At 71.3% G+C, this 12,122-nt stretch carries 15 protein-coding genes; 9 read left to right on the top strand and 6 right to left on the bottom strand.

What is annotated here, in order from left to right:
- Positions 1–2: 2 nt before the first annotated feature.
- The gene (locus tag OG514_RS18160; protein WP_266900885.1) at positions 3–800 is read right to left on the bottom strand and encodes an ABC transporter permease; all 798 of its coding nucleotides are present in this window, start codon (positions 798–800) and stop codon (positions 3–5) included.
- Between the two features lie 5 nt (positions 801–805).
- On the bottom strand, positions 806–1,846 hold the full coding sequence (locus tag OG514_RS18155; protein WP_266895944.1) for an ATP-binding cassette domain-containing protein: 1,041 nt from the start codon (positions 1,844–1,846) through the stop codon (positions 806–808).
- Between the two features lie 310 nt (positions 1,847–2,156).
- Here OG514_RS18155 and OG514_RS18150 point away from each other — a divergent pair, with 310 nt between their 5' ends.
- Positions 2,157–2,672 carry a helix-turn-helix transcriptional regulator gene (locus tag OG514_RS18150; RefSeq protein ID WP_266895942.1) on the top strand — a complete coding sequence of 172 codons (516 nt, stop codon included), beginning with the start codon at positions 2,157–2,159 and terminating at the stop codon, positions 2,670–2,672.
- A gap of 81 nt (positions 2,673–2,753) precedes the next feature.
- On the opposite strand, the gene ilvA is transcribed toward OG514_RS18150, so the two are convergent.
- Complete coding sequence (gene ilvA, locus OG514_RS18145) at positions 2,754–3,983, bottom strand: threonine ammonia-lyase (RefSeq protein ID WP_266895940.1); 1,230 nt, start codon at positions 3,981–3,983, stop codon at positions 2,754–2,756.
- A gap of 149 nt (positions 3,984–4,132) precedes the next feature.
- On the opposite strand from ilvA, the gene OG514_RS18140 reads away from it, so the two are divergent.
- From OG514_RS18140 to OG514_RS18115, 6 genes are all read left to right on the top strand, one after another.
- A complete protein-coding gene (locus OG514_RS18140; RefSeq protein WP_266895938.1) occupies positions 4,133–4,744 on the top strand; it encodes a MarR family winged helix-turn-helix transcriptional regulator in 612 nt (203 codons plus the stop codon).
- A gap of 31 nt (positions 4,745–4,775) precedes the next feature.
- On the top strand, positions 4,776–5,246 hold the full coding sequence (locus OG514_RS18135) for a sigma factor-like helix-turn-helix DNA-binding protein (RefSeq protein WP_266895936.1): 471 nt from the start codon (positions 4,776–4,778) through the stop codon (positions 5,244–5,246).
- Positions 5,243–5,494, top strand: coding sequence for a hypothetical protein (locus OG514_RS18130; RefSeq protein WP_266895934.1), 252 nt, complete (start codon positions 5,243–5,245; stop codon positions 5,492–5,494). The genes OG514_RS18135 and OG514_RS18130 overlap by 4 nt, the downstream gene beginning before the upstream one ends.
- A gap of 60 nt (positions 5,495–5,554) precedes the next feature.
- Positions 5,555–5,746 carry a DUF1059 domain-containing protein gene (locus OG514_RS18125; protein ID WP_189832789.1) on the top strand — a complete coding sequence of 64 codons (192 nt, stop codon included), beginning with the start codon at positions 5,555–5,557 and terminating at the stop codon, positions 5,744–5,746.
- A gap of 201 nt (positions 5,747–5,947) precedes the next feature.
- Positions 5,948–6,355, top strand: coding sequence for a peptidase inhibitor family I36 protein (locus OG514_RS18120; protein WP_266895930.1), 408 nt, complete (start codon positions 5,948–5,950; stop codon positions 6,353–6,355).
- Positions 6,352–7,287 (top strand): hypothetical protein, encoded by a 936-nt coding sequence (locus tag OG514_RS18115; RefSeq protein WP_266895928.1) that lies wholly within the window; start codon positions 6,352–6,354, stop codon positions 7,285–7,287. The genes OG514_RS18120 and OG514_RS18115 overlap by 4 nt, the downstream gene beginning before the upstream one ends.
- Positions 7,288–7,371: 84 nt before the next feature.
- Here OG514_RS18115 and OG514_RS18110 read toward each other — a convergent pair whose 3' ends face one another.
- Positions 7,372–8,526, bottom strand: coding sequence for a cystathionine gamma-synthase (locus OG514_RS18110; RefSeq protein ID WP_266895926.1), 1,155 nt, complete (start codon positions 8,524–8,526; stop codon positions 7,372–7,374).
- A gap of 72 nt (positions 8,527–8,598) precedes the next feature.
- On the opposite strand from OG514_RS18110, the gene OG514_RS18105 reads away from it, so the two are divergent.
- Together OG514_RS18105 and msrA are read left to right on the top strand one after the other, a co-directional pair.
- Positions 8,599–9,705: a hypothetical protein gene (locus tag OG514_RS18105; protein ID WP_266895924.1), complete on the top strand. Its 1,107-nt coding sequence runs from the start codon at positions 8,599–8,601 to the stop codon at positions 9,703–9,705.
- A 121-nt stretch (positions 9,706–9,826) separates the two neighbouring features.
- Positions 9,827–10,489 carry a peptide-methionine (S)-S-oxide reductase MsrA gene (gene msrA / locus OG514_RS18100; protein WP_266895922.1) on the top strand — a complete coding sequence of 221 codons (663 nt, stop codon included), beginning with the start codon at positions 9,827–9,829 and terminating at the stop codon, positions 10,487–10,489.
- A 27-nt stretch (positions 10,490–10,516) separates the two neighbouring features.
- Here the strand turns inward: msrA and OG514_RS18095 are convergent, their stop codons facing one another.
- Together OG514_RS18095 and OG514_RS18090 are read right to left on the bottom strand one after the other, a co-directional pair.
- Positions 10,517–10,876 carry a DUF1330 domain-containing protein gene (locus OG514_RS18095; protein ID WP_266895920.1) on the bottom strand — a complete coding sequence of 120 codons (360 nt, stop codon included), beginning with the start codon at positions 10,874–10,876 and terminating at the stop codon, positions 10,517–10,519.
- 125 nt (positions 10,877–11,001) lie between these two features.
- Complete coding sequence (locus tag OG514_RS18090) at positions 11,002–12,054, bottom strand: NAD(P)-dependent alcohol dehydrogenase (protein WP_266895918.1); 1,053 nt, start codon at positions 12,052–12,054, stop codon at positions 11,002–11,004.
- Positions 12,055–12,122: the final 68 nt, after the last annotated feature.

The following is a 12,122-nucleotide window of genomic DNA, read 5'->3' as shown; positions in this document are numbered from 1 at the left end:
CGTCAGCCGTTCGCCCGCCGGTACTTGCGGACGGACAGGGTCCGGAAGATGGCCACGATCAGGACGGAGTAGATCAGCGACGCCCACACCGGGTACTGCATCGGCCAGGCGTCGGACGGGGACAGGCCCGGGTCGCCGAAGAGCTTGCGGCAGGCCTGGACGGTGGCGCTGAACGGGTTCCACTCCGCGACGGGCTGCAGCCAGCCCGGCAGGTTGCTGGAGTCCACGAAGGCGTTGGAGATGAACGTGACCGGGAAGAGCCAGATCAGGCCGCCCGAGGTGGCCGCCTCCGGGGTGCGGACCGAGAGGCCGATCAGGGCGCCGATCCAGGTGAAGGCGTAGCCGAGGAGGAGCAGCAGGCCGAAGCCGGCCATCACCCTCGCGAAGTTGGTCGGCTCCGCGTAGCCGGGACGCCAGCCGATGATCAGCGCCACGATCGCGAGCACGAAGAGGGTCAGCGCGGTCTGTACGAGATCGGCCAGGGTGCGGCCGGTGAGGACCGCGCCGCGGGCCATCGGCAGCGAGCGGAACCGGTCGATGAGTCCCTTGTGCATGTCGTCGGCGATGCCCGCGCCCGCGCCCGCCGTGGCGAAGGTGACGGTCTGGGCGAAGATGCCGGCCATCAGGAAGTTCTTGTAGACGTCCGGGTCGGTGCTGTTGCCGATCTGCATCGAGCCGCCGAAGACGTACGTGAAGAGGATCACGAACATCACCGGCTGGATGAGCCCGAAAAGGATCATCTCCGGAATTCTGGACATCCTGATCAAGTTCCTGCGCGCGATGACCAAGGAGTCGTTCATGGTGCTCACTCGGCCGTCTCCTTCACGAGCTTGCCGCTGCGGCCGCCCGGATCGGCCCGTCCGGCGGACCCGCCGTTCTCCTCCGCCTCCCGCTCGGCCACGTGGCCGGTGAGGGAGATGAAGACGTCGTCGAGGGTGGGGCGGCGCAGCCCGATGTCGTCGATCTCGACACCGACCGCGTCCAGGTCGCGGATCACCTCGGCGAGCAGCTTGGCGCCGCCGGCGACGGGGACCGTGAGTTTGCGGGTGTGATCCTCTACGGACACCTCGCCGTGGCCGATGCCCGCGATGCCGTAGCGGGCGAGGACGTCCCGGGCGCCGGGGATCATCCCCTTCTCATGGACGACGACCTCGACGCGCTCGCCGCCCGTCTGGGCCTTGAGCTGGTCGGAGGTGCCTCGGGCGATGACCTTGCCGTGGTCGACGACGCAGATGTCGTGGGCCAGGTGGTCGGCCTCCTCCAGGTACTGCGTGGTGAGCAGCAGGGTCGTACCGCCCGCGACGAGCTCCTTGATGACCTCCCACAGGCCCTGCCGGTTGCGCGGGTCGAGGCCGGTGGTCGGCTCGTCCATGAACATGACCGGCGGAGACACGACGAGCGCGGCCGCCAGGTCGAGGCGGCGGCGCATGCCTCCGGAGTACGTCTTGGCGGTGCGGTCGGCGGCATCGGCGAGGTTGAACCGCTCCAGGAGCTCGTCGGCCCGAGCCTTCGCGGGCTTCGCCTTCATCTGGTAGAGCTGGCCGACCATCTGGAGGTTCTCGCGGCCGGTGAGGTACTCGTCGACGGCCGCGAACTGGCCGGAGAGTCCGATCGAGCGCCGCACCTCGTCGGGGTGCTTGAGGACGTCGACCCCGGCGACGACGGCCCGGCCGCTGTCGGGCTGCAGGAGGGTGGTCAGCACGCGCACGGCGGTCGTCTTCCCCGCGCCGTTCGGACCGAGCAGCCCCAGGACGGTGCCCTCGGGTACGTCGAGGTCCACGCCGTCCAGAGCTCGTACGTCGCCGAAGGTCTTCACCAGACCCTCGGCGTAGATCGCGCCTGGCATGTGGGTACTCCCAGCGAGATTCGAACGTTGAATTCGGGCGTTTCCTACCGATCCTAGGTTTGCCGGGCCCGCCCCGCCCAGTGAATATGTGACCTGGGACACATGATCATGGTCCGGTCGCCGGCTCCGCACGGCGGACGCGGCGCCGCTCCCGGCCGTCCCCGGGACGGAAGCGTGGGCGGGGGACGGAGCGGAGAGACGGCGCGGGACGGGGAGACGGGACGCCGTTGGCGGGCCGTTGGAGGACCGTTGGTTCGGCGGGGGAAGGTGGGGGCCTGGCACGGAGTTCGACGGAACGGGGGAACCGGAGATGGCGGTCGGTACGGGTGACACGGGCAGCGCCGATGCGAACGGCGGGACGGGCGGGACGGGCGGGAACTGTGCCGGGTGCGAGGGCTGCGCGGCGACGCCCTGGGCGGAGCTGGCCGCCGAGATGCGGCGGATCAAGGGCGCCACGGAGCTCAGCTACGGCCAGCTCGCACAGCGCACCCACTACAGCCGCTCCTCGTGGGAACGGTTCCTGAACCAGAAGCAGTTGCCGACCAGGATCGCGGTCGAACAGTTCGCGGCGGCCTCCGGGCAGGACCCGCGTCCGCTCCTGATCCGCCTGGAGCGCTCCCTCGCCCACGGGACGGCAACGGCGGCGCACACGGCGGCCACGCCCCGTACCCCCGTCGGCGCCGTCCGGGCGTCCCGGCCGGACCGGTCCGTCCGGCCCGTCCGGCACGACCTCGGCCGGCCCCTCGGCCTCGTCGCGGCGGGTGCGCTGGCCGGCGGGCTCGTGACCCTCCTGGCCCGGGCGGCACGGACGCGCCTGGTGGGCTGAGCGGAGCGGATACGGGGGATGCCCGGGGGGCCGGGGATACCCGGGGAGGCCGGGGGGCCGGGGGGCGCCTACGGCTCCCCTTCAGCCCAGCACCGTGTACCCCGCGTCCCGCAGCGCGTCCTCCACCTCGCGGCAGTGCTCCGGGCCCTTCGTCTCCATGTGCAGTTCGACCTCCGCCTCGGTCAACCCGAGCCCCGGGTCGGTCCGTACATGGCTCACGTCCAGGACGTTCACGTCGGCCACCGTGAGGACCGCGAGCAGGGTCGCGAGGGCCCCCGGCCGGTCCGCGACCCGCAGCCGCAGGCTCAGGTAGCGCCCCCCGGCGGCCATGCCGTGCCGCAGGATGCGCTGGAGCAGCAGCGGGTCGACGTTGCCGCCGGAGAGGACCGCCACCACCGGCCCCCGGAAGGCCTTCGGGTCGCTGAGCAGGGCGGCGACCGGGCTGGCGCCGGCCGGTTCGACGACCAGCTTCGCCCGCTCCAGGCAGAGCAGCAGCGCCGAGGAGAGCGCGCCCTCGGAGACGGTGACGACCTCGTCGACGTACTCCTGGATCAGCGCGAACGGCACGTCGCCCGGCCGTCCCACCTTGATCCCGTCCGCCATCGTCACCGGTGACTCGATCACCACGGGGTGCCCGGCGGCCAGCGAGGGCGGGTAGGCGGCCGCGCCCTCCGCCTGGACGCCGATCACCTTCACGTCCGGGCGCACCGACTTCACCGCGAGCCCGATGCCGGCGGCGAGACCGCCGCCGCCGACGCCCACGAGGATCGTCCGGACCTCCGGGCACTGCTCCAGGATCTCCAGGCCCACCGTGCCCTGCCCGACGATGATGTCGGGGTGGTCGAAGGGGTGGATGAAGACGGCCCCGGTCTCCCGCGCGTACTGCTCCGCCGCCGCCAGGGTCTCGTCCACGACATGGCCGTGGAGCCGGACCTCGGCGCCGTACTCCCGGGTCGCCGCGACCTTCGGCAGTGGCGCCCCGACCGGCATGAAGACGGTCGCGCGGACGCCGAGCAGTTTCGAGGCGAGCGCGACGCCCTGCGCGTGGTTGCCGGCCGAGGCCGCGACGACACCGGCCGCCCGCTCCTCGGGCCGCAGCCCGGCGATCCGCACGTACGCCCCGCGCAGTTTGAAGGAACCGGTCCGCTGGAGGTTCTCGCACTTGAAGTGCACCGGCGCCCCCACCAGCGACGACAGATGACGGCTGCCCTCCATCGCCGTCATCCGGGCCACCCCGGACAGCATCTTCTGCGCCCCCCGCACGTCGTCGAGCATCAGGCGGTGCAAGGGGCGTGGCGTACGGAAGCTCATGACAGCAAGTCTCGCAGCTCACGGCCCTGATGGCCGCCCGGCCGACAGGTGCCTCAGCGGGTTTGCGCAGCCCCGGTACGGACCCCCCCGGGGCCGCGTACTCTGTCCCCCACCAACCGACCACCCCCGCACGAGAGAGACCCACAGCCATGCCCACATCTCAGGACATGACGACTGAGCTCGACCCCGGTCTCCTCGATGCCCTCCAGCACCAGGTGGCCGTGTTCGCCCGCCGGGCCGAGCAGACCCGCCTCGGCGGCACCGGTCAGCTCCGCAACTCCATGGACCGCGCCGCCTACCTGCTCCTCAACCGCCTGGACCAGGAAGGTCCGATGGGCGTGAAGGCGCTGGCGGCGGGCATGGGCATCGACTCGTCGACCGTCACCCGCCAGGTCGCCCCGCTCGTCGACACCGGTCTGGTGAAGCGCACTTCGCACCCGGAGGACGGGCGCGCGGTCGTGCTGCAGCTGTCGCCGCGCGGTCTCTCCCGCCTGGAGGAGGTCCGCTCCTCACGCCGCCAGCTGATGGTGGAGGTCACGGAGGGCTGGACGCCGGACGAGCGGGAGTCCTTCTGCAGCCTGCTCACCCGCTTCAACACCGCCCTGTCCGCGCGGCAGTCGGCGCACACGGGCGGCCCGGTGGCGGAGTCCGCGGCCCCGTCGACGGCTTCGTCGGCGACCCCTTCGGCAGCCCTGTCGGCAGGCCTGTCCGCGAACGAGGGGCCGGCCGAAGGGCTGAGCGAGTCCGCGCCGACCTCTTGACCTCACCCCCGCGCTGTCCTCAGATGAGGACGTGGCAGAGCAGCGGAACGGACACCGCGTCGAACGCGCCCACCACGCCCGGGAGTTCGACGCGTTCGTGGCCGGGGCGGCGGGCCGGCTGCTGCACGCCGCGACCCTGCTCACCGCCGAGACCCGCACCCGTAACCCGCACGCCCAGGCCCTGCTGACGGCCGCCCTGGCACACACGTACGCGGTGTGGGACCGGCTGCGGGACGAGGACCCGTACGAACTCACCCGGCGCGAGCTCGCCGCCCGCTTCGCGCGCACCGCCTGGCGGCACCACGGCGGCCAGGGCGGGGTCCTCGCCCCGCTCCACCCGCAGGAACGGCTCGTCGTCGTCCTCCGGCTGTACGAGGGGGTCGCCGAGGAACAGGTCGCGGCACTGCTCGGACTGCCCGAGGCCCGGGTCCGAGCCGTCTGCGACCGCGCGGTGGCCACGCTGAGGGGTCGGGACGGCGCGCGTCGGGGGTCGGCCGCGTGACCCGGCGCGAGGACAAGGAGGCGGCGGTCCGGCGGCTCCTCGACACCCCGCACCCGTCGGTCCCCGGCGACCTCGCGCGACGGGCGGCCGAGCGCGGATCCCGGCGGCTGGACCGCGCCCGGCGGCTGCGGCGGGCGCTGTGGTTCCTGGGCCTGGTCGCCGTCACCGCGTTCGTGGTGTGGGCGTCGGTGGCCCGGCCGTGGGAGGTCCCGCCCGCGGAGACGACGCCGCCGCTCGAAGGCTGGTGAGGACCGGCCTAGCCTGGAAGGGACGGCACGTCCCCTCGTGCCGGGAAGGCTGAGGCCGCCATGACCAGGAAAGTCGCCGACTGCCGCAACACGCCGAGCGTCATGAACTGCACCCTCACCATCAGCGGTGAGGAGGAGGAGGTCGTACTGGCCGCCACCGAACACGCGGTGTCGGTCCACGGGCACGAGGACACCCCGGAACTGCGGGCCGAGGTCCGCGCCTCGCTGGAGGACGAGAAGGTCCCGGCCTGAAGATCGCCCAGGACGAATCCGACAATCCATCAAATCAAGAAGGAAGCATTCCGTTTGGCCGTGATTAATTCGGCCAGTGGCCGGATAGTGTCGCTCAAAATAAAGGTTGAGTCCAAGATCAGCGCGGTGTAGCGTCCTCCCGTTCGGTGCCCTTGGCGGTCCGCCACGGACACCCCGAGTACGGCGACAGAGGGAGTACGCATGAAGAAGATGCGCGCCATTTCCGCGATAGCCGCAATCGCTTTCACCGCCATCACAGGCTTCGCCGGAAGCGCCACCGCGGGCAGCTACAACGGTGTCTGCGAAAGCTCCAACGGTGGCGAGGTGTGTCTCTACGACACCAACAACTACACCGGCGCCGTGTACGACACGCTCTACAGCAAGCCGCAGTACACCGGCACCTATTACGGCACCAACACGCCCATCGACGACACCGTGACCTCGACCTGGAACCGCGACCCCGACACCAGGGTCTGGTTCTTCGCCGACCCGAACTACACGGGCACGGACGGGGGCCAGGAGCCGGGCTACAAGCTCAACTGGGAAGGCGGCTGGAGCAACAAGTGGAGCTCCCACTGCTTCGCCAGCAACCCCAGCTGCCCCTGGTGACGACGTTCCACGCGAGCAGAGGACGGCGGCGTCTCGTCACGCTCGCCGCCCTCGGCCTCGCGGTCACGGGATGCGCGAACCAGGAGGAACCTCCCCGGAAAACCGGCGCGAAACTCGAGATCACTCGCGATCCGGCCTTCTACGAAGGACGCGAGATCGTCCTCCCGCTCGACGCCTACGCATTCACTGAGGCCCAGCGCGACGATTTCACCGACGCCGTCCACGCACTCTCCGGCGCCTGCATGAAGGAATACGGCCTGAGCTGGCCCAAGGTCGCCGGGCAGAAATCCCCCGTAACGGGCAACTCCCGCCGATACGGCGTCATCGATCTGCCCCGAGCCGAAAAGTTCGGATACGGTGTCCCGCTCCCCGACGGCATGACCCATGAAGAGGCACAGAAAGTCGGCCGGGCGAACATCGACCGAACAAGGAAACTCCCCCAGAAAACACGCGACGTGTACACGGGAGAGAATGTGAAGCAATTCGGCGGACTACCGGTCCCTCAGGGCGGATGCCGCGGCCGGGCCTACAAGGCCCTGGGAGCTCCCCCGCAGGGAATGGATTCCATGGCCCTCGACACCCTGCGCTACGAGTCCTGGGACCAGGCGCGGAACAGCAGGATCGTGCTCGACGCTGTCGCGCGCTGGAGCACCTGCATGAGCAAGGCCGGATACGCGTACAAGACCCCCGAGGAAGCCGTGGCCGACACCGCCTGGCGCCGCGAGGGGACCGCTCCGACCGCCGCGGAGATCACCGCGGCGACCACCGACATCAGGTGCAAGCGCGACGTCATGCTGGTCGAGAAGTGGCACAGCGTAGAGGTCGAGAACCAGAAGCGGCTGGTACGCGCGAAGGCGAAGCTGCTCGGCGACCTGGAGCGCCGGCGGGACGCCCTCGTCGCGCGCGTCGCCCGGGCAGGCTCCGGAACCTGAGAACGTCGCCGGCAGGTGCGGCACACGGCCACCGGGGGAGCCGACCGGTCCGGCCCGCTCCCCCGGTGATCGCGTGACCGGGCTCTAGCCCAGCGCCTGACGCAGGTCCGCGAGCAGGTCCTCGACGTTCTCGATGCCCACCGAGAGACGGACGAGGTCCGCCGGGACCTCCAGGGCGGAGCCCGCGACGCTCGCGTGGGTCATCCGGCCCGGGTGCTCGATGAGGGACTCGACACCGCCGAGGGACTCACCGAGGGTGAAGAGCTGCGCACGGTTGCAGACCTCGACGGCCGCCTGCTCGCCGCCCTGCACGCGGAAGGAGATCATGCCGCCGAACGAGCGCATCTGCTTGGCCGCGATCTCGTGCCCCGGGTGCTCCGGGAGGCCCGGGTAGAGGACCTGGGTGACCTTCGGGTGCTGGGTCAGCATCTCGACGATCTTCTCGGCGTTCTCGCTGTGCCGGTCCATGCGGACCGCGAGGGTCTTGATGCCGCGCAGCACGATCCACGAGTCGAAGGGACCGGCGACCGCTCCCATCGCGTTCTGGTGGTACGCGAGCTCCTCGCCGAGCGCCTCGTCCGCCGTCACCAGGGCGCCGCCGACGACGTCGGAGTGGCCGCCCATGTACTTGGTGAGGGAGTGCACGACGACGTCCGCGCCGAGCGCCAGCGGCTGCTGGAGGTACGGCGAGGCGAAGGTGTTGTCGACGACGAGCTTGACGCCGGCCTGGCGGGCGACGCCCGCGATCGCCTCGATGTCGGTGATGCCGAGCAGCGGGTTCGACGGGGTCTCGACCCAGATCAGCTTCGTACGGTCGTTGACGGCGGCGCGCACCTCGTCGACGTCGGAGGTGTTCGCCACCGAGAAGTCCACGCCCCAGCGCTGCACGACCTTGGCGAAGAGCCGGAAGGTGCCGCCGTAGGCGTCGTTCGGGATGACCACGTGGTCGCCGGGCGCGAGTAGCGTGCGCAGCAGGCAGTCCTCGGCGGCCAGGCCCGAGGCGAAGGCGAGACCGCGCCGGCCGCCCTCCAGGGCCGCCAGGTTCTCCTCAAGGGCCGTACGGGTGGGGTTGGCGCTGCGGCTGTACTCGTAACCGCCGCGCAGCCCGCCCACACCGTCCTGCTTGTAGGTGGACACCTGGTAGATGGGCGGGACGACCGCGCCGGTCAGCGGGTCGGCGGTGTTGCCCGCGTGGATCGCGCGGGTCTCGAAGCTCTGGTGAGAGTGCTGGTCGCTCATGGGTCAGGAGCGTAGTCCCGAGCGGGGCCCGCCGCCGCGATCGTCTCATCGGGTGTCCTGGACAATGGACAGATGGAGATTCTCTGGTTCCTGATCGCCCTTGGCCTGCTGTTCGGCGTCCTCGGCCCCTACCTGCTGCGCCGCCGCGGCGGCGGGATCCGTCAGGTCGCGCCGGGCACACCGGACGCCGCCGATCCGGAGGCGTACGGATTCGTCCTGCAGGAGGACCAGGACGTACGGCTCCCGGGCGCGGACGACGAGCTCCTGCACGTCCTCGACGTCGTCCAGGCCACCCAGGACTGGCGGGCCGCTTCGCGGCTGCTCGCCACCACCGACAAGGACGGCGAGGTGCGCTGGCAGCGCGTCCAGGCCTTCGCGGGCGCCGCGTCCCTCGAACTCCAGGAGCGGCCGGGCGTGGGCGGCGCGTGGCTGCGGACCTGGCGGGCGGAGGCCCCGAAGGACGCGGGCGGCGCGGCCGTGCACGCCGAGTTCCTGGTCCAGCAGGCCTGGCGCTCCTCGGCGGCCGGGACCGACGACTTCCGGATCATCCTGGAGGAGGCCCGGAAGGTCACCGAGGAGGCGGCGCTGCTCGCCCCGGGCGACCCGGTCCCGTACATCACGCAGCTGGCCGTGGCGCGCGGTCTCGGCTACTCCCACGAGCAGTTCGACCAGGTGTGGGCGCGGGTCATCGACCGGGCGCCGCAGCACATGGGGGCCCATCTGGCGGCCCTGCACTACTGGTGCGAGAAGTGGCACGGCTCGCGCCAGGAGGCCGACCACTTCGCGACGACGGCCGCGGCGCGCGCCCCGCGGGGTTCGCTGCTCGCCGCGCTGCCGCTGTTCGCGGTGTACGAGCACGTGCCGGACGTGGTGCTGGTGCAGGACTTCTTCCGTACGGCGGTGGTGTCCAAGGCGATGGACGGCGCGCTGTACGCGGTGAACTCGGCCCGTCCCGACGACCCGATGCTGGCGCACGTCCGCCATCTGCTCGTCTGGTTCCTGGTGCGCGGCGAGCGCTGGGCGGAGGCCATGCACCAGCTGGTGAAGGTCGACGGGCACGTGGGCGCGGTGCCGTGGACGCTGAGCGGGGACCCGGCGGCGCAGTTCACGGTCTTCCGGAACCTGGCGGTGGCGGGGTACGAGGCGAACGGCGGCAACCCGGCGACGCTGCCGCGCTGACGGACCCGGCGGGCCGCTCCTCCTGCCGACGGCTCCCCTGCGGGAGGGGAGGGCCCCTCGGGGAATCCCTCCCCGCCCGCAGGCGTTGTGAGCACTGCCGACCGTCGAGGAGAGATGCAGCATGTTCCTGTCCCGCACCCCCGTCCTCCCCACCCCCGAGCAGGCCCTGCGCGGCCGCCCCGAGCCGGAGTTCGCCGTCCCCGAGCGTCACACCGTCCTCGGCAACCCGCTCCTCGGCCCGTACCCGGAGGGCCTGGAGGTCGCCGACTTCGCCCTCGGCTGTTTCTGGGGCGCAGAGCGCAAGTTCTGGCAGACCGACGGCGTCTGGACGACCCTCGTCGGCTATCAGGGCGGCTACACGCCGAACCCCGCGTACGAGGAGGTGTGCTCGGGCCTGACCGGTCACACCGAGGCCGTCCGGGTCGTCTTCGACCCGGCGAAGGTCTCGTACGAGTCCCTCCTGAAGCTCTTCTGGGAGTCCCACGACCCGACGCAGGGCTTCCGCCAGGGCAACGACGTGGGCACCCAGTACCGCTCCGCCGTCTACACCCACACACCCGCCCAGGCGGCCACGGCCGACGCCTCCCGCGAGTCCTACCAGAAGGTCCTGACGGGGTCCGGCTACGGCACGATCAGCACGGAGATCCTCCCGGCGGAGGGCCGTGCCTTCTACCCGGCCGAGGGCTACCACCAGCAGTACCTGGACAAGAACCCGGCGGGCTACTGCGGCATCGGCGGTACGGGCGTCTCCTGCCCGATCGGCGTCGCAAAGGCCGACGGCTGACGGCTGACGAGACGGCCCGAGCCCGGCTCAGGCCGTGTCGTCGGCCGACGACGCCCGCCGCGAGGCGGCGGTCGCCGCCGGGTCGTAGCCGGGGGCGACGCCGTCGATGAGGAGGACGTCGCCGGCCATGTGACGGGTGCGCAGCGGGATCAGCGCCCGGTAGGGCTCGGACTCGTACCAGCCGCGGGCGTCCGCGTACGTCGGGAAGCCGATGATCACGAGGGCGCCGGGCCACGTCCCCTCGCGGACCTCGCGCTCGGGGGCGCCGTGCACGAGGAAGCGGCCCCCGAAGGGGTCGAGGGTGGCCTGGACGCGCTCCATGTAGGTGAAGACCTCCTCGTCGAGGACGGGCTTCGGGTGCAGGTTTCCGATGGCGTATGCGGTCATGAGGCAAGGGTGCCCGGGCGGACCGTACGGGGTCGATTACCCCGGAGGTCATGCCCCGGCAGCCCGCGCCCGCCGGTTCCGGGCCCGCCGGTTCCGCGCCGGCCGCCCCGGACCCGCCGTCGTCGTCAGATCGTCGACGCGTCGACGACGAAGCGGTAGCGGACGTCGCTCGCGATCACCCGCTCGTACGCCTCGTTGATCCGGTCCGCGTCGATCACCTCGATCTCCGCGCCCAGGCCGTGGGCCGCGCAGAAGTCCAGCATCTCCTGGGTCTCCGCGATGCCGCCGATCATCGAGCCCGCGAGGGTCTTGCGGCCGCCGATGAGGGAGAACAGGCCGATGGAGACGGGCTCCTCGGGGGCGCCGACGTTCACCAGGGCGCCGTCCGTCTTGACCAGGCCCAGGTAGGCGTTGAAGTCCAGCGGCGCGGAGACCGTGGAGATCACCAGGTCGAAGGTGCCGGCCAGCTCGGTGAAGGTCTTCGGGTCACCGGTGGCGTAGAAGTGGTCGGCGCCCAGCTTCAGGCCGTCCTCCTGCTTGCGCAGCGACTGGCTGAGGACGGTCACCTCGGCACCCAGTGCGTGGGCGATCTTGACGCCCATGTGGCCGAGGCCGCCGAGACCGACGATCGCGACCTTCTTGCCGGGCCCTGCCTGCCAGTGGGCGAGCGGCGAGTAGAGGGTGATGCCGGCGCAGAGCAGCGGCGCGGCCTCGTCGAGGCCGATGCCCTCGGGGATGCGCAGGGTGTAGTTCTCGTCGACGACGATGTGGCTGGAGTAGCCGCCGTAGGTGGGCTCGCCGTTCTTGTCGAGGGCGTTGTACGTGCCGGTCATGCCGCCCGTGCAGTACTGCTCCAGGCCCTGCTCGCAGTACTCGCACTCGCGGCAGGAGTCGACGAAGCAGCCGACGCCGACCCGGTCGCCGACCTTGAACCTGGTGACCCCGGTGCCGACCTCCGCGACGATTCCGGCGATCTCGTGGCCCGGGACCATGGGGAAGATGCCCTCGCCCCAGCCGTCGCGCGCCTGGTGGATGTCGGAGTGGCAGATGCCGGCGTACTTGATCTCGATGAGGACGTCGTGCGCGCCGACGGGCCGGCGCGGCACGGTGGTGCGCTCCAGCGGGGCGTTGGCGGCGGGTGCGGCGTAGGCGGGGACGGTGGTCACGTTCGTGGTCATGGCCCCAGCCTGCGGGACGGCGCCGACATCACCCAGCCACCTGTTCTGCCTACGTCCAGCGTGCCTAC

Origin of the sequence: Streptomyces sp. NBC_00572 (genome assembly GCF_026341815.1) — a bacterium.
Taxonomy (GTDB): Bacteria; Actinomycetota; Actinomycetes; order Streptomycetales; family Streptomycetaceae; genus Streptomyces.
This window is presented reverse-complemented; position numbering and strand designations above follow the sequence as displayed.